This window comes from Iocasia fonsfrigidae, assembly GCF_017751145.1.
GTDB classification, from domain to species: domain Bacteria; phylum Bacillota; class Halanaerobiia; order Halanaerobiales; family DTU029; genus Iocasia; species Iocasia fonsfrigidae.
The window spans coordinates 2,949,446-2,972,435 of the sequence record NZ_CP046640.1 but is presented as its reverse complement, the minus strand read 5'-3'; the positions used below and the strand labels follow the sequence as shown (position 1 = coordinate 2,972,435).

Here is a 22,990-nt window from a genome sequence, read left to right as displayed (position 1 = left end):
AGGAATTTTTGATCAATTAAAGAGGAAAATACATTAAAAAGATAAAAATGTAAATTATGGAGGTAAATAATGAGTAAATCAACAGAAAAGACAGCAATTTATAAAAATCCAGAAGTACCATTAGATGAAAGGTTGGATGATTTGTTAAACAGGTTAACACTTGAAGAAAAACTTACTCAAATGCTTTATTATTCCTATGCAATTGGCAGATTAGGTATTAAGGAATATAACTGGTGGAATGAGTGTTTACATGGAGTTGCACGGGCAGGTGTAGCAACAGTTTTTCCCCAGGCAATTGGAATGGCTGCTACTTTTAGTCCAGAACGTTTATACAGGGTTGCTTCTGCTATTTCCGATGAAGCCAGGGCTAAATATAATGAGTTTCAAAGACATGAAGACAGGGGTATTTATAAAGGGCTTACCTTCTGGACCCCTAATATTAATATCTTCAGGGATCCCAGGTGGGGAAGAGGTCAGGAGACATATGGTGAAGACCCATATTTAACAGGCAGACTGGGTGTGAGCTTTATTAAAGGGTTACAGGGTGATCACCCTGTATATTTAAAAACAGCGGCTTGTGCCAAGCATTTTGCTGTTCACAGTGGGCCTGAAAGTGAACGTCATGAATTTAATGCTGTTGTTGATCCTAAGGATATGTATGAGACATATCTACCAGCTTTCCGTGATGCGGTTAAAGAAGCTAGAGTAGAAGCTGTTATGGGGGCATATAACCGTACTAATGGTGAGCCCTGCTGTGCCAGTAAAACCTTAATACAGAAGATATTAAGGGGTGAATGGGGTTTTGAAGGTCATTATGTTTCTGATTGTGGTGCTATTGAGGATATTCATAAACACCATCAGTTGACTAATAGCCCTGAAGAATCAGCAGCAATGGCTGTTAATAATGGTTGTGACCTTAACTGTGGCAAGGTATTTGAACACCTCAAAACTGCTGTAGAAAAGGGTTTGATTGTTGAAGATACTATCGATAAATCGGTCAGAAGGTTACTGCGAACAAGGTTTAAACTGGGTATGTTCGATCCCCAGGAAATGGTTCCTTTTAATGATATACCTTATGAGTTAAATGACTGTGAAAAACACCGACAGATAGCCCTGGAAACAGCCAGGGAGTCAATGGTGTTGTTAAAAAATGAAGATTCACTTTTACCAGTAGATAAAAGAGGATTAAAATCTGTAGCTGTTATTGGCCCTAATGCTGACAGTAAACAGGTTTTACTCGGCAATTATTTTGGGTTACCTTCAAAATATGTCACTATCTTAGAAGGAATACAAGAGGCAGTAGATGATAAAACAAGGGTATATTATGCAGAAGGCTGTGCTTTAGGTGAAACACCTGAATCTTTCTGGGGTAATCCTCCTACAACTGGTTTTGCTGAGGCGCTTGCCACAGCTGAAAGGGCTGATTTAGTAGTCATGTGTCTGGGGCTCTCACCTGAATTTGAAGGTGAAGAAGGGGCTGTTGCTAATTCTGATGGTGGGGGAGATAAGATAGATATTAGTCTCCCGGGATTCCAACTTGAATTATTAAAGGCTGTCCAAAGAACAGGTAAACCTATTGTATTGGTCTTATTAAATGGTAGCCCTATTGAGCTCAATTGGGCAGCAGAGAATGTTGAGGCTATCCTTGAAGCCTGGTACCCTGGTGAGGAAGGGGGCACAGCAGTAGCTGATATAATATTTGGTGCTTATAACCCTGCTGGTAGGCTGCCGCTTACCTTTGTTAAGTCTTTAGAACAGTTACCACCTTTTAGAGACTATAGTATGAAAAACAGGACTTATCGATATTTAGAAGAGGAACCATTATACCCATTTGGTTATGGATTGAGTTATACTAAATTTGAATATTCTAATCTATCAATTAATAGTAAAAAAATAGCAATCAGTGATGATATGAATTTGACTATTAAGGTAGATGTTGAAAATGCTGGTGAAGTGGCCGGGGATGAGGTTGTCCAGTTATATATTAGTCTGCAGGAAAGAAGTATTAGTCTTCCAAAGTGGCAATTAAATGGTGTCAAAAGGGTTCATCTAAAACCAGGCGAGAAAAGGAATATAGAATTCCATATCAAGCCACGGCAGTTAGCAGTTGTAGATGAAAAAGGGAGATACCTCTTAAAAGAAGCCAGCTATAGGATATATCTTGGTGGACAGCAGCCTGATGAGAGAAGTAAAAAATTAACAGGTCAAGGTGTATTATATCAAGATATAGAATTAACTGGTAAGACAATGGAGTTGGTTGATTAAATGAAAGTAATCAAATTGCCGAGGATATTAAGTGATGGTATGGTCTTACAAAGGGATAAAGAAATTAAGATATGGGGTTGGGCAGCTAAAGGTGAGAGGATTACTGTTTTATTCCAGGATAAGGAATACAGTACAGTTGCTAAGAATAATAATACCTGGGATTTTATCCTGCCTCCTATGCCAGCAGGTGGACCATATAAAATGATTATAGATGGGTGTAATAATTCTATTACTATCAACAATATTTTGATTGGTGATGTCTGGGTTTGTTCTGGGCAATCAAATATGGAAATACCTATCAGTAGAGTCAGGGATCTATACGAAGAAGAGCTTTCCACTGCGTGGAATTCTGAAATAAGGCAGTTTAATGTACCACAAATTTATAATTTCAATGTCCCCTGTCAGGATCTTGAAAGCGGTGAATGGAAATCTGTAGACCCTGAGAACATCCTGGATTTTTCGGCAGTTGCCTATTTCTTTGCTAAGGAATTATATGACAGATATCAGGTCCCAATTGGTTTAATGAATGTCAGTGTTGGTGGTTCGCCTGTAGAAGCATGGTTAAGTGAAGATGCCTTACAGGGTTTTCCAGGGTATTTAGAATCAGTGGAAAAGTTTAAAGATGATGAGTATGTTAAGGGTATACTTCAGAAGGATGAGCTTGCTGAGGAAAACTGGTATAGTAATTTATTAGAAAAAGACCAGGGTTTCTTAAATCAAAGAAAGGCATGGTATGATTCTGATTATGATGATAGTGAATGGTCAACATTTAATCTCCCTGCTTTTTTTGAAGAATTAGGATTGGATAATTTTAATGGGGCTATCTGGCTCAGAAAGGAAGTAGAAGTACCTGCATCAATGCTTAACAGGTCTGCAAGGCTTTTGTTGGGCAGAATTATTGACAGTGATACAGCTTATATCAATGGTATTGTTGTTGGTAAAACAGAATATCAGTACCCTCCCAGGAAATATGATATTCCTGAAGGGCTGTTAAAAGAAGGTAAAAATTATATTGCCATCAGGGTAGTTTGTAATAATGGTCAGGGTGGTTTTGTAGAGGATAAACCATATAAAATTACTGCTGGTGAAGAGATGATAGATTTGAAAGGCGAGTGGAGATATAAAGTGGGGGCAGTATGTGAATCAAAACCGGAGACTACATTTGTACAGTGGAAACCGCTTGGTTTATTCAATGGAATGATTGCTCCCCTTTTAAGTTATACAATTAAAGGTGTTATCTGGTATCAAGGTGAATCAAATGATTTGAGACCAGAAGAATATAGAGATTTGTTTAGTAGTTTAATTAGTGATTGGAGACAGAAGTGGAAACAGGGTATTTTCCCATTTTTATATGTACAGCTGCCTAATTATGGACAAAATGTAGACTATTCAGCTGAGAGTAACTGGGCTGTAATTAGAGAAGCACAGTTAAAAGCACTATCTGTTTCCAATACAGCAATGGTAGTAACAATTGATATAGGGGAATGGAATGACCTTCATCCCCTGAATAAAAAGGATGTAGGGATTAGACTGGCACTGGCAGCTCGATTCAGGGTATATGGTGAAGAAGATATCGTTTACTCAGGTCCGATATACAGTTCCATGAAGGTTGAAGGCAAGAAAATAATTCTTACTTTTGATCATATTGGTAGCGGACTTACAGCTAAAGGTGATGGGAAATTGAAAACATTTTTTCTTGTAGATAGCAATAATAAACCCCATAAAACTGAGGCAGAGATAAGAAATGATAAAGTAATAGTATGGAATGAAAAGGTTAAAGACCCGGTAGCAGTATATTATGCCTGGTCTGATAATCCTGAGCATGCAAATTTATATAATAAAGAGGGTTTACCAGCATCACCTTTTAGAACTGGTGAGTTATGTAGAAAATGATAAATGTGTGAATTTATGGTTTGTTCTGGTACTTAAGATTATTTTTTTACGGAGAGTGAATAAATGAATAGAAGAAATCAGAGTAATGATTATCAATGCTGGCTGGGATATAATAAGATTCAGGAACAGGAATTATTAAAATATTATAGAGAGCTATTAAGAACAATTGTAATAACTGGGGATACCCCGGTTATTAAATCTGCCAGGGAAGAGCTGATAAAAGGAATAGAAGGCTTAACAGGTATTGACCCTATGATTGCTGATGCCCCAGAAGAAAAAACATTTTTAATAGTAGTCAAGTCAGGTAATCCTTATCTTGATAATTTAATTTCTAAAGATATCTTAGCTAAGATTAATGAAGAAGGTTTTCTTATTAAATCAGTAAAAAGAAATGGACAACAAAAGATTATTATCACTGGAAAATCTGATCAGGGACTATTATATGGAGTTTTTAGTTTCTTAAGAATGATTCAGATGGAAAAAGAACTGGATGATATTGAAATTATAAATAATCCAGTTAATTCATTAAGGTTTATTAATCATTGGGATAATCTGGATGGCAGTATTGAAAGGGGTTATGCTGGAAAATCAATTTTCTATAATAATAATCAATTAACAGATAATCTGGATAGAATAATTGACTATGCCCGTTTACTAGCTTCTATTGGTATTAATAGTATTGTTATTAATAATGTTAATGTTCATAGGGAAGAAACTAAGTTAATTGATGATAAGCTGGATATGGTTAAAAAATTAGCTGATATATTTAGAAATTATGGTATTAAGACCTTTCTCAGCATTAACTTTGCCAGTCCGATAGAATTGGGTGGTTTATCAACTGCTGATCCCTTGAATAGTGAGGTCAGAAAATGGTGGGGGTATAAGGTTGAAGATATTTATGCTGAGATACCTGATTTTGGAGGTTTTCTGGTAAAGGCAGATTCAGAACACCGGCCAGGACCTTTTACTTATAAGCGTAATCATGCCGAAGGGGCAAATATGCTGGCAGAGGAATTAAAACCATTTGGGGGGATTCTTATCTGGCGTTGTTTTGTCTATAATTGTCAACAGGACTGGCGAGATTATCAAACTGATAGAGCCCGGGCTGCCTATGATAACTTTAAACCTCTGGATGGTGAGTTTCTTGAGAATGTAATATTACAGGTAAAGAATGGACCCCTGGACTTTCAGGTCAGGGAACCAGTTTCTCCTTTGTTTGGGGCTATGGGAGCAACGAATCAGTTTTTAGAATTACAAATCACCCAGGAATATACTGGACAACAGAGGCATTTATGTTATCTGGTTCCACAGTGGAAAGAGGTTCTTGATTTTGATACTTATGCCAGGGGTAAGGGGTCAACTGTTAAAAAGGTAATAGCCGGTTCTCTATTTAGCCAGTTATATGGCGGGATTGCTGGTGTAGTAAATATAGGTGATGATGATAACTGGACTGGCCATACATTGGCTCAATCCAACTTATATGGTTTTGGAAGATTAACCTGGAATCCTGATCTTTCTTCTGGAGAGATAACTGATGAATGGGTAAGACTGACCTTTGGTAATGACCCAGTTGTAGTTGAAACAATATCCCAGATGCTGTTGGATTCCTGGGAAATATATGAGAATTATACATCACCATTAGGGATTGGTTGGATGGTAAATCCAAATCATCACTATGGACCTAATGTGGATGGCTATGAATATTCTCGCTGGGGGACATATCACCGGGCAGATCATTTTGGTATTGGAGTAGATAGGTCTGTCAAGACCGGTACTGCTTATGCCGGACAGTATTTTGAAGAAAATGCCATTAGATATGAATCAATTGAATTTTGTCCTGATGAGTTATTGTTGTTCTTTCATCACGTACCCTATATACACCAACTAAAATCAGGAAAAACAGTAATTCAACATATTTATGACAGTCATTTTACTGGTGTAGAACAGGCTATTGTACTTAAGAAAAAATGGGAAGGGCTTAAAGATAAAATTGATGAAAAACGATACAGTAACATTTTAGCCAGACTCAGTGAACAGGTAGAACATGCCAAGGAATGGCGAGATGTTATTAACAGCTATTTTTATAGAAAAGCTAGTATACCAGACGAATTAGATAGGAAAATATACTAAAAATATAGCACCTTATAAAATAATAGAGATATAGCTAATATTCTTAATAAGAAAATATAAAAAATTAACATATTAATATATTTAAGTAAAAACCGATTCTAATTTGAAATTGAAAGGAGTTTATGAATAGTTAACATATAAAATTAAGAAGGAGTGTTTAAGATAAGAAAAGCTGATAGAACAAATAATAAGGGGGCTTTTTTTACAGGAGAGTACAGAAATGTGTTTAAAGAATATGGTTATTCTGAAACTGAGATTGAAGCGAAGGTTAAAGACACCTGGCAGCAGTTATTTTTTGGAGATGAAGATATCAGGTTTTATCACCCAGTTAGTGATGATATGGGGTATATAACTGATACTGGTAACAATGATGTCAGAACTGAAGGCATGTCCTACGGAATGATGATGGCTGTACAGATGGATGAAAAAGAGTTATTTGACCGTCTCTGGAAGTGGACAAAAACCTATATGTGGCATGATAGCGGTAAATATAAAGGCTATTTCGCTTGGTCATGTGCCCTTGATGGAAGTAGGAATGCCCAGGGGCCGGCACCTGATGGAGAGGAATATTTTGCAATGGCATTATTATTTGCTTCAAATCGTTGGGGAGATGGAGCAGAACCTTTTAATTATAGTGAGCAAGCTAAAGATATACTTCATGAAGTTATTCATAAAGGAGAAGATGGAGGAGAAGGAGATCCCCTGTGGGATCCAGATAATAAACTGATTAAGTTTGTTCCTAAGTGTAACTTTACTGATCCTTCTTATCATTTACCCCATTTCTATGAATTGTTCTCTCACTTGGGTAATCAGGAAGACCGTCAATTTTGGTCAGAAGCAGCTGAGGCAAGTAGAGTATATTTGAGAAAAGCCTGTCACCCTGTAACAGGTCTATCTGCAGAGTATGCCCATTATGATGGCAGTCCGGAAAAGACAAAGGGACATCAACACTTTTATAGTGATTCCTATCGTGTTGCCATGAATATTGGGCTGGATTATGAATGGTTCAGGGCAGATGGATGGCAGAAAGAAGAAGCAAATAAAATCCAGAGTTTTTTTGCTAATAAGGAAGATTATACCAAATACACTCTAAATGGCAGAGAACTTGTAAGGCCGGATTATTTACATAATGTTGCTTTGGTTGCCGCAAATGCTATGGCTGCTCTTGCTGGAGATGGAGAAGCGGCTAAAAAATCTGTGGACAAATTTTGGATTATTCCTCTGCGTAGAGATAAGCGGCGCTATTATGATAATTGCCTATACTTTTTTAGTCTATTAGCTTTAAGTGGGAATTACCGTATCTGGTAGTTTTGTATTATGTTACAGTATAATGAAAGGACTATTCTGTTCAAAAAATATCAGAAAAATTAAAATCATATAATTATTAAGGTGTTTCCTATATTCTGTAGGGTTGTATATGTGTGTAATAGCAAATACAATTGAATTAAAATAAATTAAGGGAGGATTTATTTTGAAAAAGTATAGGATTGTATTGTTATTACTGGTATTGGTCATATCAATAAGTTGTACTGTTATGGCTGGAGAGCTAAAGGAGTTTGATGTATTTATTAGTATGGCACTGCCTGATTACCCTGGTTCAACGATAATTGGTGATATTATCAGGGAAGAAACCGGTGTCAAACTGAACAGGGAATATCTGGTGGGAGACCTGGAAACCAAAGTCGGTTTAATGATTGCCAGTGGGGAATACCCGGATATGCTAGTTGGAGCACATTTTACCGACAAGTTTGTGGATGCAGGTGTTTTAATTCCCTTAGAGGATTTAATTGAAGAACATGCACCCAATATTAAGAAATATTATGCAAGACATATGAAGTCTTTAACAAAAGAGGATGGACATATCTATTATCTTCCCCAACAGGCTATTCCTTATGGCGCAGGTGAAAGAAGATACCCGGCAGTTGGCTTTTTTATCAATAAAAGGGTATTAAAAGAGGCAGGTTATCCTGTTATTAAGACTTTTGAGCAATACTTTGAGCTAATAGAAAATTATCAAAAAAAACACCCGACATATAAAGGACAGGACACTATTGGATATCTAAGCCTGTATGATAGTTGGAGAAATTTTGCTACCAATAATGGTCCGATGCATTTAATTGGTTATCCCAATGAAGGAGCTTTTTTACCTATTAAAGAAGCTGGCAAATTTGTTATAAGGCCATATAATGGTGGTTTTGTTGAACACTATTATTACCAGAAGCTGAATGAAATGTATAATAAGGGTGTAGTTGATCCAGAAACATTTGTTATCAATTATGACCAGTATTTAGAGAAAATAAGTTCGGGACGTGTACTGGGTACACATAATCAATACTGGCAGATAGAAAAAGCCCAAAATATCCTGCGTCAAGAAGACCCGGATAGTATTATGGTTCCCTTTCCAGTTGTATATGATGAAGCTGTAGAGGAGTTTGTGCGTGATACGCCATATGTTCAAACAACTCAGGGCATGGGTATTACAACCGCCTGTGAAGACCCTGTAGCAGCTATTAAGTATCTTGATTATCTGATAAGTAAACAGATATTAATCCAATGGGGTATTGAAGGTGAACACTATGAGCTTGATGAAAATGGTATGTACTATCGAACCAAGGAACAGCAGAAATTATTTGACGACCCTAACTGGGTTAGAGATAAATTTGGCAGGGAATATTTCTATGATGCTTTTCCAAGTCTAATTGGCCTTGATGAAAATGGTAATAGTTATATGGATAGAAGACAGCCAAGCATGATCTATGGTGGTAGTACAGATTCTGAAAAAGAAGTCATGGATGTATATGGAATCAAATCCTTTACAGGTCTGTATAATGACCCAAGGCCTGGTGAAGAAGTACCTTACTATCCCCTCTGGACTATTACACTGGAAACGGGTTCACCTGCACAGATAGAGAAGACCAGATTAGAAGATACCATACGTGAATATGTACCAAAACTTGTGATGAGTAGTCCTGATGAATATGAGGATATCTGGGAGGAATATACAGACAGGATCTCTGGGTTAATGGAGAAACAGATAAAGGTATATCAGGAGAGAATTGATTGGAGGGTTGAAAACTGGGGCTCTGAATAGCTTAATTAATAGGGAAGGTTGATTAGGTTTTAAGATTGAGGGTGCTTTTACTTTGGTACCCTCTTTCTAAATTATTTACTAGGGAGTTGAAGAATTGTGAATAGTAATCTTTCATTAAATACAGCAAATCTACTAGATAAAGATAGTTTCTGGAAGAAAATATGGAAACAACGGGCCTTAGTTTTTATGTCATTACCCTTTATTATTTATGTCATTATTTTTAAATATATCCCTATCTGGGGTTGGATTATAGCCTTTCAGAATTACTGGCCAGCCAAGGGGATTTTAGAACAGACCTGGGTTGGGTTAGAGAACTTCAGGATGCTATTTGAAGACCCTATATTTTATCAGATATTGAGAAATACCCTGGCTATGAGTATCATTAAGCTTGTATTTGGGATGTTTTTTTCTATTTTATTAGCACTAATGTTAAATGAAGTGAGAAACCTTCTTTTTAAGAAATTCACTCAGACTATTTCCTATTTACCACATTTTATATCCTGGGTAGTTGGGGCTAATCTGGTTATGAATATTCTTTCCACAGATGGCGGAATTATAAATGAGATATTATTGAATCTTCATATTATTGATAAACCTATTATGTTTATGGGTATCCCTAAATTATTCTGGTGGGTTGTTGGTGCCTCTCATGTGTGGAAAACAGTGGGTTTTGGTGCTATTTTATATCTGGCTTCTATGACTTCGATTAGTCCTAGTTTATATGAAGCGGCTACTATAGATGGGGCCAGTAGGCTGCAGAGAATCTGGTATATAACTTTACCTGGTATTAAGCCTGTAATCATTATTCTTTTTATTATGAATATTGGTCAGTTAATGAATGTTGGTTTTGAACAAATATATTTATTAAGTAATGGTAGGGTTATAGAGTATTCAAGGATTTTTACAATATTTGAGTTGGACTACGGTTTAAAAATGATGAGATATTCGTTTGCAACAGCTGTTGGAATTTTTAGAAGTGTTGTGAGTCTTGTTCTGGTATTTGGTGCCAATCATGTCGCTAAGCAGATGGGTGAAGAAAGATTAATATAGGGGGGATAATATGCTGTTAAAACCAAAAAGAAAACTGGAAGATATCTTATTAGATACATTTATTTACCTATCACTCTTTTTTCTAATTGTAGTAACTCTTTATCCGTTTTTGCATACCCTGGCTGTTTCCTTTAATGATGGTTTAGATAGTATTAAAGGGGGAATTTATCTCTGGCCGCGTAAATTTACTACCTTTAATTATAAGACAATGTTAACCAGGACACAAACCTTTCATGCAGCGTGGATATCTGTAGCCCGTACACTATTGGTCACAGTGTTTGGTACTTTCTTTACTGCAATGTTAGCCTATGTTGTTAGTAGAAAAGACTTTGTCTTAAGGAAATTTATTTCCTTTATCTATGTTTTGACTATGTATGTTAGCGGAGGGTTAATACCGACTTATTTTCTGTATCAAAAACTGGGCTTGACTAATAATTTTTGGGTTTATGTTTTACCTGGTCTAGTACACGCCTTCAATTTAATAATTATTAGGACATATATACATGATTTACCTGAAAGTCTTGTTGAATCAGCCAAGATTGATGGAGCCAGCGAATTAACTATATTTTTAAGGATTATTCTGCCTTTATGTAAACCAGTACTGGCTACTATAGCAATTTTTACAGCTGTTTATCACTGGAATGCCTGGTGGGATGTATTTTTATATAATTCATCAAATCCTGCCTTAAGTACCCTGGCATATGAACTGCAGAAAGTACTGGCCAGTGCCCAGTCTATGTCCGGCTCAATGGAACAGGCTATGTCACAGGCTGCAGCTGGAAGTCAAATTACACCAAGGGCTATCAGGGCGACTATGACCATAATTGTTACTGTACCAATTGCAGTTATTTATCCCTTTTTACAGAAATATTTTGTTCATGGTTTAACACTTGGCGGTGTCAAGGAGTAAGGTCTATTTTATTTAAAATGGGTGTTAGCTAATGGGTAATTATAGTAATCTATTAAATGATGTTAAAGTTAAATACAAACTAATTTTCATCTATATAGTGTGTGTGGTAGCACCCATTATTGTAATTAATCTAATTTTTTACAATAATATGGTTGCCAATGTTAAAGAAATTAATAAAAATTATTACAGACTATCCACTCAACGTATAGTTACTAAAATTGAAAATGACTTTGATTTTATAATAAGTCTTTCTGATAAGATTTCTTTAGATCAAAAACTATATGAAATGCTGGATAAAGGTTATGAAACTAATTTGGATTATGTAGAGACATATTTCGATTATTTTAAACCTTATATCTATTTAAATGGTGAGGCTTATCAGCAGATAAATAAAATGATAGTTTATACAGATAATCCAAGTGTTTTAAATTCTGGTTCTATCTATAGAATGGATTATCTTGATGAAGAATGGCTTGAAAATATTATTAAATCACCTGAAAGACTCCATATAATTTATGGAGAGAGCAAGAAAAAATCAGATGGTACTATCATCACTCCTATATCAATTATAAGGGTTTTAAATGAATTTCAGGGTATAGACCGTTATCTAAAGGTTATTAGGATTGATTTGTACGCAGAAAATATTATTAAGATTATAAATTCAGAAACAAATAAAAAAAATGTTTTTATATTTGATGCTAGTGGCAGTATACTATTTTCCAATAATATAGCTAGCAATGTGCATACCGTCTTCTTAGAAACAGCTGTAAATGGCCAGGGGTTTGAATATAATAAACACATTATTCAGAAAAAAATAAATGGCTCTTTAAACTGGATGCTTATTAATGTACTAGATGTTGATAGTATAAAAAGGGCCCTGGTGAGGCCGAGAAATAACATTATTCTTCTTACTTTATTAAGCCTTTTACTGTCTTCATTGATTATATTTTTCATTTACCGTTCTTTTTATCTAAGATTAAATGCCCTGTCAGAACATGTAAGTAATTTGGAGCAGGATTTTAATAAACCATATACAGGCTTACAGGGTAGAGACGAGATAGGTAGTCTAATCAGGGCCTATAATATAATGGTTAGCAAGATAAAGACATTAATTACAGATGTCTATGAGGCCAGGTTGGAACAGTCACATATTAAATTAGAAAAGAAACAGGCAGAGATAAATGCCTTACAGAGTCAAATAAACCCTCATTATTTATTTAATACCCTGGAATCAATTCGAATGAAATCAATAGATAAAAGGGAAATAGAAACTGGCAAAATAATTAAATATTTAGCTCGTTCACTGCGTAGAATGATAAGTTTTCGGCAGGAATGGATAGATGTTCAAGAAGAACTTGCTTATATAAAGGATTTTTTAAAGATACAAAAATACCGTTTTGGGGATGAATTTGAGTATATTCTGGATATTGAACCTGAAACACTGGACATAAAAATACCTAAACTAATTATACAGCCCTTTGTTGAAAATGCCTGTATTTATGGTGTTGAGGGTAGTGAAGACCCTGGTGAAGTTTATGTTAAAATCGATATATCTGGAGATAAATTAATTTGTATTGTTAGAGATAATGGTATAGGCATCAAGAAGGATAAGTTGAATTTTATCTTAAAGCATATAAAAAATGAAGATATACAAGTGAATAACATTGGTATTAATAATATTTATCAGAGATTAAATCTATATTATGGTGATGATTTTGTTTTGCATATTGAAAGTAAGGAAGGTATTGGAACTATGGTTAAATTAATTATTCCAATGGGGGTTAAAGATGTACAGGGTTATGATTGTAGATGATGAACCAAATATTCGTAATGGTTTGCGTAATATAATTAACTGGCAGAAGTATAATTTTATTGTCTGTTCTGTAGCCAGAAATGGAAAAGATGCTATAGAAAAGATGAAGTCTACTTATCCAGATTTGATTATTACTGATATCAAAATGCCTGGATTGGATGGACTTGGTTTAATTAAATATATTAGGAAAAGTATGTATGATAAGAATATGTCTTTTATTATCTTAAGTGGTTATGATGAGTTTGCTTATGCTAAAGAAGCTATTAAATATAATGTCTCCAGATATCTATTAAAACCTATTGATGAGGAAGAGTTAATAGATATTGTAGAAATACTAGCAGAGAAATTATCACAGAAAAATAGATTTGAATTTTTTTATAATAGACAGGTTGAAGAATTTAGTGAAGAATTTAATGAAATAGAGGAATTTGGTGTATTGGTAAATGTAATCTGTGATAATCAAAAATTAAGGATCAAAAAAACAATTAAGAATATGTTTAATGATTTTAATCAGGTATATTTACATCCAAGAATAATTAAAATATATTTAGCTAATTATTTGCTTGAAATATCTAAAATTATTACTAATATGGGTGGTTCTATTGAGAGTATTGTTAAAAAATACAATATATTTAATACAGACATTTCTGCTTATAATTTAATACAATTAGAAAATGAGCTAAGGGAATTTTCTTTTGAGGTAGCTCAGTTTATTAGTGAGTTGAAACAATCATGTAGTATTATTAATAAGGTTAAACAGTATATAAAGGACAATTATTTTAAGGAAATTAAATTAAAAGGGATAGCAAAAAAATTCTATATCAACCCTGCATATCTAGGTCAATTATTTAAAAAAGAAAATGGATTAAATTTTTCTGAGTATTTAAGTGAAATTAGATTAAATAATGCTAAAAAACTATTGAGAGATACTAATTTACATGTATATCAGGTTGCCGAGAAAGTCGGGTATAAAAACTCAGATTACTTTATTATTAAATTTAAAGAAAAGGTAGATTGCACCCCCATGGAATATAAAAATAGACATAGGTAGATTCAGATCCCCCTCCCCACTGTGTTTTAAAAATACAGTGGGGTTGTGTTTTTATATTTTTCTCTGACATCCCGGTATTCACTGGGTTATTTATTTGACTTTATATTTTAATAAACGTATAATTAATATTAAATTGGAAATAAATAAAACTTGTTTTAGATAGGATATCAACTCCTGATCTGGAGGTGTAATTTTTTGGCTAAAGATGATATTATAGCTATGATTAATAATTTGCGTGAAGAGATCAGGTATCATGAATACCGCTATTATGTCCTTGATTCACCTGAGATTTCTGATGCTGAATATGATCAATTAATGAAAAAATTGGAAAGACTCGAAAAGGAGAACCCTGAGCTGATTACAGTAGACTCACCGACTCAGCGGGTTGGTGGTGAACCCTTAGAGAGTTTTGCTAAAGTGGAACATAGTACACCGATGTTAAGCCTTAGTAATGCTTTTAATGATGGTGAATTGAGGGATTTTGCTAATAGGGTTTATAAACTGGCCGGGACTAGGGAGATTGAATTCATTGTTGAACATAAAATTGATGGTCTTTCAGCAATATTAACTTATGAAAGAGGACGTTATGTACAGGGGGCTACCAGAGGGAATGGAATTATTGGTGAAGATGTAACAGAAAATATTCGAACCATCCGGAGTCTACCTCTCAGACTTAAAAAGGATGTTAACCTGGAGCTCAGAGGCGAGGTTTACATTGCTAAGGGTGATTTTGAGAAGATAAATGAACAACGTCTGGATAGGGATGAGGAGCCTTTTGCTAACCCGCGAAATGCGGCTGCCGGGTCTATCAGACAGTTAGACCCCCGTATTGCAGCTGAACGCTCACTGTCTATACTGGTTTATGATCTGCTTAGTTATGACCTTGAAGGGATAGATACCCATTCACAGGCCCTTAATTTTTTGATAGAACAGGGTTTTAAGGTGAACTGGCACCAAAAATGTGATAATATAGATGAGGTAATAGAATTATGTAAGCAGTGGACCGAAGAAAGGGATAAACTTCCCTTTGAGATTGATGGGATTGTTATTAAGGTGAATAATCTGGCCTTACGGCAAGAACTTGGTTCTACAGCAAAGAGCCCGCGCTGGGCAATAGCCTTTAAATTTCCTGCCCAGTTAAAAACAACGGTTATTAAAGACATTATTATTTCAGTGGGAAGGACAGGGGCTTTGACCCCGACAGCACTTCTTCAAGCAGTGGAAATAGCTGGTTCAACAGTTAGTAGGGCTACATTACATAATGAAGATGAAATAAAGAGGAAAGATATTAGAATAGGTGACCATGTATTAATTAAAAAAGCTGGTGATGTGATTCCCAAGGTTGTTAAAGTCATTAAAAATAAGAGGAATGGTAGTGAGCGAATATTTCAAATGCCTGACAGTTGTCCTGTATGTGGTGGAGAGGTAGCCCGTGAAGGTGATGAGGCAGTTCACAGGTGTACTAATGTAACCAGTTGTCCAGCACAACGGAGAGAGGGTATTATTCACTTTGTTTCACGTAATGCTATGAATATAGATGGGGTTGGTCCGGCCTTGATAGACCAGTTGTTGGACAGGGATTTAATAGAGGATTATGCTGACCTTTATGGTCTCAATAAAGATATGCTATTACCCCTGGACAGAATTGGTGAAAAGTCAGCTGCTAATGTAATTGAGGCCATTCAAATGAGTAAGCAGAGGTCTTTACATAGATTAATCTTTGCTCTGGGTATCAGGCATGTTGGAGCAGGTGTTGGAAGGGTTCTTACCGAGCATTATCATTCGATTAGCAATTTATCCCGGGCTACTCAGGAGGAGCTAGAGCAAATAGATGAAATAGGTCCGGTAATTGCTGCGAGTATTGTCTATTTCTTTAAAGAAATAAGGAACCAGCGGGTTATTGACAAATTAAGGGCTGCTGGTGTTAAAATGGAAGAAAAAAAGGTAGTAGATAACCAAGAAAAACCCTTACAGGATAAGAAATTTGTTTTTACCGGCGGTCTAGAGAAATATACCCGTAATGAGGCTAAAGAACTGGTTTTATCTGCCGGGGGTAAAGTTACTTCAAGTCTCAGTAAAAATACGGATTACCTGGTGGTAGGAGATAACCCTGGTTCTAAATTTGAGAAGGCCAGCGAGCTGGGGGTTGAAATATTAAATGAAGAGGGATTTGATGAATTATTAGGATTATAAGTAATAAATTTAGTATAAATAATCAGGAGAGGGTGAATTAGATGATTAGCAAGAAGGATGTAGAGTATATTGCCAACTTAGCCAATCTGAAGGTTGATGAAGCTGACAAAGATGTCTTTGCCAAACAACTTGGTGATATTCTGGAATATGTAGAAAAGTTAAATGAACTTGATACGGATGGTGTTGTCCCTACTGCCTATACTGTGCCCATGAAAAATGTCTTTAGGGAAGATAAGGCAGAACCATCAATTGAGCGGGATAAGGCTTTAGCAAACGCCCCGGATAAAAAGGATGGTCAGTTCAGGGTGCCACCAATTATTAGTGAATAAGTTGTGATAAGTAAAGGAGGTTATTAATTTGGAGTTATATGATTTAACGATTCACGAATTAAAGGAAAGACTGGTTGATCAAGAGATTTCAGTTACTGAGGTATTAAACACTTTCTATGAGAGAATAGACCAGGTGGATGATAGTGTTAGGGCATATGTCAGCCTGACCAGGGATGAGGCTTATCAAAGAGCAGGGGAGGATCTTACTGGTTCACTGGCTGGTATTCCACTGGCAATTAAAGATAATATGTCTACAGAGGGGATTAAGACTACTTGTTCTTCAAATATTCTTAATAACTATCGACCACCATATGATGCTACAGTTGTTAAAAAACTAAAAGAGGCTGGAGCTATAATGCTTGGTAAAGCCAATATGGATGAGTTTGCTATGGGTTCTTCTACTGAAAACTCCGGTTTTTTTAAGACACATAACCCCTGGAATCTTGACCATGCACCAGGCGGGTCCAGTGGTGGGTCAGCTGCTGCAGTTGCTGCTGGAGAAGCAGCAGGGGCTTTAGGGTCTGATACAGGTGGTTCGATCCGCCAGCCGGCTGCCTATTGTGGGGTTGTTGGTTTAAAACCTACTTATGGTAATGTTTCGCGTTATGGTTTAGTAGCTTTTGCTTCTTCACTTGATCAGATCGGCCCAATTACTAAGGATGTAAAGGATTCAGCTATTTTACTTAATGCCATAACAGGACATGACCCTATGGATTCAACATCAGTTAAGATTGATAAACCGGATTATACTGAGTTTATTAAAGAGGATGTTAAAGGATTAAAAATAGGTCTGCCTGAAGAGTATTTTTCATTAGAGATTAATTCTGAGGTTAAAGAGAGTGTCTTAACTGCTGTTAAAAAAATGGAAGAAGCCGGTGCCATTGTTGAGGAGGTTAGTCTTCCCAGTGCTGAATATGCTCTGGCTGCTTATTATATAATTGCTCCTGCTGAAGCCAGTTCAAACCTGGCCAGATATGATGGGGTTAGATATGGATTTCGCAGTGAACAGGCCAGTAATGTAAGTGAAATGTTTACTACTACCAGGAATCAGGGGTTTGGTGATGAGGTTAAAAGGAGAATTATGCTGGGGACCTATGTGCTGAGTTCTGGTTATTATGATGCTTATTACTTAAAGGCCCAGAAAGTGAGAACACTCATCAAGGAAGATTTTGATAAATTATTTAAAGAATATGACCTGCTTATTTCGCCAACCACCCCAACAACTGCTTTTAAACTAGGTGAGATGAGTGATCCTCTGGAAATGTACCAGATGGATATCTTTACTGTGCCTATTAATATAGCAGGAATACCTGCTATTTCCCTACCTTCTGGATTTGATAGTGCAGGTTTGCCTATTGGTTTACAGATAATGGGGCCGCATTTTGGAGAGGGTAAGATATTACAGGCTGCCTATACACTGGAACAGTTGTTAAATATAAAGGATAAGAGGGCAAAAGTGGAGGTGTCAAAATGAGTGTAGAATATGAGGTAGTTATTGGTTTAGAGGTTCATGCCCAGTTAGCTACTGAGTCAAAGATATTCTGTGATTGTAGTACTGAGTTCGGGGCTGCTCCTAATACCCATGTCTGTCCTGTATGTTTGGGATTACCCGGCACTTTACCTGTTCTGAATAAAAAAGTACTGGAGTATGCTATTATGGCTGGTCTGGCTTTGAATTGTGAAATAAGTGAATACAGTAAGTTTGATCGAAAGAACTACTTTTATCCTGACCTGCCCAAGGCATATCAGATCTCTCAGTTTGATCTCCCTATCTGTGAACATGGCTCTATAGAGATTGAGACAGAAGAAGGGAAGAAAGAGATAGGTATTACCCGGATACATATGGAGGAAGATGCCGGTAAATTAATACATGAAGGTAGTATTGATAAATCAACAGGGAGTCTGGTAGATTATAACCGGACAGGTGTCCCTTTAATTGAGATTGTAAGTGAACCAGATATGAGGACACCTGCTGAGGCCAGGGCATATCTGACCCAGTTAAAAAAGGTACTTGAGTATTTAGAGGTGTCTGATTGTAATATGGAAGAGGGTTCACTCCGCTGTGATGCCAATGTTTCTATTAGACCGGTAGGTCAAAAAGAGTTTGGTACTAAAGCGGAGCTTAAAAATATGAATTCCTTTAAGGCAGTTGAGAAGGCCCTGGAATATGAAGTAGAAAGGCAGAAGATAGTTCTTGGACGTGGTGATGAAGTAGTTCAGGAGACCAGGACCTGGGATGATAGTCTAAATAAAACTATTTCTATGAGGGGAAAAGAGGAGGCTCATGATTACCGATATTTCCCTGAACCTGACCTTGTCCCCATGGAAGTAGATAAAGAGTGGGTTAAAGAACTGTCTGATAGTTTACCTGAACTTCCGGTTGAAAAGATGAAACGCTTTGTGACAGCATATGGCCTCCCTCAGTATGATGCTGAAGTACTTACAGATACTAAAGCCCTGGCTGAGCTTTTTGAGGAAGGGGTAACGGCCTATGATGACCCCAAAGGGGTAAGCAACTGGATTATGGGAGATTTTCTCCGTTTGGTGAAAGAGGAGAATATAGCAGTTGAAGAGAGCAAATTAAGTGGTGAATTGCTGGGTAAGATGCTGCAGTTGATGGATGCTGGTACTATCAGCAGTAAGATTGCCAAGACTGTTTTTAAAGAGATGTTCAAGACTGGAAAAGACCCTGAAACTATTGTTGAGGAAAAGGGTCTAAAACAGATCAGTGATGAGAGTAAGATTGAAGAGATAGTTGATCAGGTTATCAGTGATAACCCTGAGGCTGTCGAAGATATTAAGAGTGGTAAGGGTAAAGCCATTGGTTTTCTTGTCGGACAGGTTATGAAGGAGACCAGGGGCAAGGCCAATCCTGGTATGGTTAATCAGTTGTTACGGGACAAATTGATGGATTAGTGTTGTTTTGCTGTAGAATAAGTATAAATGAGAAGGACTGTTGATTCCCCCGGGGTTAATGGTCCTTTTGGTATAATTTATTGGCTTTAGTTTATACTAAAGGAATATACATTAATTAAAAATAGGGGTGATTAGTTATGACTAATTGTTCAACAATAATGGCAGTTCTACTTGATAAAAGGACAGATGCAGCTCCAACTGTACAGGAGATTCTCACTAAATACGGTTGTATCATCAGTAGTAGGATAGGTTTGCATCAGACCGGGGAGTGTGCAGAAGAGGGTTTGATTATTCTGCATTTGTGTGGAGAAGATGGGGAGATTGATAAATTGCAGCAGGAGCTAACAGAGGTTTATCGGGTCAAGGTTAAAAAGATGGAAATACGTTTCGATGACTAGGGATATTATTAAGTATTTGTAAAAAATATTACAGAAATATAAAGATTATACTTGACATTTATATCACAATATCTTAATATATAAATATAAAGATAAATATTAATTTCACAAAGGATGTGTAGTTTAGTGAAGAATATAACAGATGAAATGGAGCAGATTAAGGAGGGTGCCAGGCTCTTTAAGGCCTTATCTCATCCAATAAGGCTGTGTATTGTTAAGGGGTTAATTAAGGAAGAAGGTTGTAATGTTTCCAAGATACAGTATTGTCTTGATATACCTCAATCCACTCTCTCACAACACCTAATCAAACTAAAAGATATGGGTATATTAAAGGGAGAAAGGGATGGACTTAATGTTAATTATTATGTAATTAATGAGGAAGCACGCAGGGTTATTCAGACTCTATTTGATTATTAATAAGGAGGAGTTATAATGGTCAAGAAGGTTGTTATTGTTGGTGGTGTTGCAGGGGGTGCTAGTACAGCTGCTCGTTTGAGAAGACTTGACGAAGAGGCAGATATTGTTATTTATGAAAGAGGAGACCATATATCCTTTGCCAACTGTGGTCTGCCCTATCATATTGGTGGAGTTATTAAAGATAGAGAAAGATTACTAGTACAGACACCAGAGGCAATGGAAGCCCGTTTTAATATAAGTGTTAAAGTAAAGCATGAAGTTAAGTCTATTGATAAGGAAAAGAAAGAAGTTTTAGTAAAAGATTTAAAAAATGACCAGACTTTTACTGAAAGTTATGATTATCTGGTTCTTTCACCTGGTGCTGAACCATTTAAACCAGCAATTGAAGGTATTGATAGTAATAATGTTTTTACCTTGAGAAACATACCAGATACTGATAGAATAAATGACTATTTAAAATCTAAAGCCCCTAAAAAAGCTGTAGTAGTTGGCGGGGGTTATATTGGTATTGAAATGGCAGAAAATCTTCAGGAAAGGGGATTAGAGGTATCTCTGGTGGAGATGTTAGACCAGGTTCTCAGTCCTTTAGACTATGAAATGGCTGCTATGGTTCATAATCACCTCAGAATGAAAGGAATTAAACTGTATTTAAAAGATGGTATTAAAGCAGTTAAAAATAGAAATGGTAATACTAATGTTGTACTAGAAAGTGGTCAAGAGATAGCCACAGACATGGTTATTATGTCAATTGGGGTCAGACCAAATGTAGAGTTAGCAGAAGGGGCTGAACTGGCATTAGGACCTACTGGCGGTATTAAGGTAAATGAGTATTTACAGACTTCTGCTGAGAATATATATGCCCTTGGTGATGCAATTGAGGTGAATAATCTGATTAGTGGTAAACCATCCCTTTTACCACTGGCCGGTCCGGCCAATAAACAGGGAAGGATAACTGCTAATAATATTACTCATGGTAATAAAGAAAAATATCGGGCGACCCAGGCTACATCAATTGCCAAGGTATTTGAGATGACTGTTGCTACTACTGGAAATAATGAGAAATTATTAAAAGAGGATGATCTAGCATATCAGGTTTCCTATACAAATTCTAATAATCATGCTGGTTATTATCCAGGGGCCAGTCCTATGTTTATTAAAATAATCTTTACCGCTCAAGAGGGTAAATTACTGGGGGCACAGATTATTGGGCATGATGGTGTTGATAAAAGAATAGATATACTGGCAACAGCGGTTAGACATGGTCTTACTGTATTTGATCTACAGGAATTAGAACTGGCCTATGCCCCACCATATGGTTCTGCTAAAGATCCAGTTAATATGGCTGGTTTTGCTGCTGGTAATATTCTGAAAAATATAGTAGAACCTATTCAATATCATGAAATAGATAAGCTGGATGATAATGTAATATTACTTGATGTACGAGAAGATGTAGAGGTACAGCTGGGAATGATAGAGGGTGCTATCCATATTCCAGTAAATAGTCTACGGGATAGGCTTGATGAGCTAGATAAGAATAAGGAGGTTGTTGTGTATTGTGCTGTAGGACTCAGGGGATATATTGCCTGTCGTATTTTACTACAACATGGTTTTAATAAGGTTAAAAACCTGGTAGGTGGTTATAAACTTTATAGTGCTGTAGAGATGAATAATAAAGAGCTTGCTGAAGAACCAGGTCAAGAAGAGGTATACTCTGCTTCTAATCCTGAAGAAGGAAAAATAGTAGGGGAGAAAGTTTTGCAAAAAAAGGCAGGCCAGACAGTAGAACTTGATGCCTGTGGCTTGCAGTGTCCCGGTCCAATCATGCAGGTCTATCAGATGATAGAAACCCTTGACGAGGGCGACATTCTAGAAGTTACTGCTACTGATGCTGGTTTTTCTCATGATATTGCTGCCTGGTGTAAAAACACTGGTAATAGGCTAATGGAAAGTAAAGAAGAAAATGGTAAATATATGGTTTCTATTATGAAGGGTTTAGATGAGACAGAGACTATGGCTAATAAACAACAGCCTAAAAAGAAAAAGACCATGGTTGTTTTTAGTGGTGAACTAGATAGGGCTATTGCTTCTTTTATAATTGCTAATGGGGCTGCTGCTATGGGTAATGAGATTACAATGTTTTTTACTTTCTGGGGTTTAAACATTTTAAGAAAAGATCAGCGGGTTGATGTTAATAAGAGTTTTATGGATAAGATGTTTGGCAAGATGATGCCCCGAGGTAGCAATAAACTACCCCTTTCCAATATGAATATGTTTGGTTTTGGGGCTCAAATGATTAGGCGTGTAATGAAGGAAAAGGGTGTTGATTCCCTTGAAGACTTGATAGGTCAAGCTAAAGCAAATGGTGTTAAAATGGTAGCTTGCCAGATGTCAATGGATGTTATGGGGATAAAAAAGGAAGAGCTTATTGATGGAGTAGAGGTTGGTGGTGTAGCTACTTTCTTAGGTGAATCTGATGAAGCAAATATGAGTCTTTTTATTTAATACTGTATATAAAACTCCCAGGGAAAATATCC

At 36.3% G+C, this 22,990-nt stretch carries 16 protein-coding genes; all 16 read left to right on the top strand.

Features of this window, described 5'->3' with window-relative positions; all coding sequences use genetic code 11:
• The first annotated feature begins 69 nt into the window (after positions 1 to 69).
• Positions 70 to 2,265, top strand: a complete 2,196-nt coding sequence (locus tag GM661_RS14250) for a glycoside hydrolase family 3 C-terminal domain-containing protein (protein WP_230867435.1) — start codon at positions 70 to 72, stop codon at positions 2,263 to 2,265.
• Positions 2,266 to 4,158, top strand: a complete 1,893-nt coding sequence (locus tag GM661_RS14245) for a sialate O-acetylesterase (RefSeq protein ID WP_230867434.1) — start codon at positions 2,266 to 2,268, stop codon at positions 4,156 to 4,158.
• A gap of 63 nt (positions 4,159 to 4,221) precedes the next feature.
• Positions 4,222 to 6,288 (top strand): alpha-glucuronidase family glycosyl hydrolase, encoded by a 2,067-nt coding sequence (locus tag GM661_RS14240; RefSeq protein WP_230867433.1) that lies wholly within the window; start codon positions 4,222 to 4,224, stop codon positions 6,286 to 6,288.
• A gap of 153 nt (positions 6,289 to 6,441) precedes the next feature.
• A complete protein-coding gene (locus GM661_RS14235) occupies positions 6,442 to 7,596 on the top strand; it encodes a glycosyl hydrolase family 8 (RefSeq protein WP_230867432.1) in 1,155 nt (384 codons plus the stop codon).
• A 163-nt stretch (positions 7,597 to 7,759) separates the two neighbouring features.
• Positions 7,760 to 9,379, top strand: coding sequence for an extracellular solute-binding protein (locus tag GM661_RS14230; protein WP_230867431.1), 1,620 nt, complete (start codon positions 7,760 to 7,762; stop codon positions 9,377 to 9,379).
• Positions 9,380 to 9,475: 96 nt separating this feature from the next.
• Positions 9,476 to 10,429 carry an ABC transporter permease gene (locus GM661_RS14225; protein ID WP_230867430.1) on the top strand — a complete coding sequence of 318 codons (954 nt, stop codon included), beginning with the start codon at positions 9,476 to 9,478 and terminating at the stop codon, positions 10,427 to 10,429.
• A gap of 10 nt (positions 10,430 to 10,439) precedes the next feature.
• Positions 10,440 to 11,339, top strand: a complete 900-nt coding sequence (locus GM661_RS14220) for a carbohydrate ABC transporter permease (protein WP_230867429.1) — start codon at positions 10,440 to 10,442, stop codon at positions 11,337 to 11,339.
• Positions 11,340 to 11,370: 31 nt separating this feature from the next.
• Complete coding sequence (locus tag GM661_RS14215; protein ID WP_230867428.1) at positions 11,371 to 13,152, top strand: sensor histidine kinase; 1,782 nt, start codon at positions 11,371 to 11,373, stop codon at positions 13,150 to 13,152.
• The gene (locus GM661_RS14210) at positions 13,127 to 14,203 is read left to right on the top strand and encodes a response regulator (RefSeq protein ID WP_230867427.1); all 1,077 of its coding nucleotides are present in this window, start codon (positions 13,127 to 13,129) and stop codon (positions 14,201 to 14,203) included. Before GM661_RS14215 ends, GM661_RS14210 begins: the two co-directional genes overlap by 26 nt.
• Before the next feature lie 219 nt (positions 14,204 to 14,422).
• Positions 14,423 to 16,396, top strand: coding sequence for an NAD-dependent DNA ligase LigA (ligA, locus tag GM661_RS14205; protein ID WP_230869804.1), 1,974 nt, complete (start codon positions 14,423 to 14,425; stop codon positions 16,394 to 16,396).
• A gap of 41 nt (positions 16,397 to 16,437) precedes the next feature.
• On the top strand, positions 16,438 to 16,725 hold the full coding sequence (gene gatC / locus GM661_RS14200) for an Asp-tRNA(Asn)/Glu-tRNA(Gln) amidotransferase subunit GatC (RefSeq protein WP_230867426.1): 288 nt from the start codon (positions 16,438 to 16,440) through the stop codon (positions 16,723 to 16,725).
• 28 nt (positions 16,726 to 16,753) lie between these two features.
• Positions 16,754 to 18,199, top strand: a complete 1,446-nt coding sequence (gatA, locus tag GM661_RS14195; protein WP_230867425.1) for an Asp-tRNA(Asn)/Glu-tRNA(Gln) amidotransferase subunit GatA — start codon at positions 16,754 to 16,756, stop codon at positions 18,197 to 18,199.
• On the top strand, positions 18,196 to 19,641 hold the full coding sequence (gatB, locus tag GM661_RS14190; protein ID WP_230867424.1) for an Asp-tRNA(Asn)/Glu-tRNA(Gln) amidotransferase subunit GatB: 1,446 nt from the start codon (positions 18,196 to 18,198) through the stop codon (positions 19,639 to 19,641). The genes gatA and gatB overlap by 4 nt, the downstream gene beginning before the upstream one ends.
• 137 nt (positions 19,642 to 19,778) lie before the next feature.
• Positions 19,779 to 20,039 carry a hypothetical protein gene (locus GM661_RS14185; protein WP_125991302.1) on the top strand — a complete coding sequence of 87 codons (261 nt, stop codon included), beginning with the start codon at positions 19,779 to 19,781 and terminating at the stop codon, positions 20,037 to 20,039.
• 126 nt (positions 20,040 to 20,165) lie between these two features.
• Positions 20,166 to 20,456, top strand: coding sequence for an ArsR/SmtB family transcription factor (locus GM661_RS14180; RefSeq protein ID WP_205739269.1), 291 nt, complete (start codon positions 20,166 to 20,168; stop codon positions 20,454 to 20,456).
• A gap of 15 nt (positions 20,457 to 20,471) precedes the next feature.
• The gene (locus GM661_RS14175; RefSeq protein WP_230867423.1) at positions 20,472 to 22,958 is read left to right on the top strand and encodes a CoA-disulfide reductase; all 2,487 of its coding nucleotides are present in this window, start codon (positions 20,472 to 20,474) and stop codon (positions 22,956 to 22,958) included.
• Positions 22,959 to 22,990: the final 32 nt, after the last annotated feature.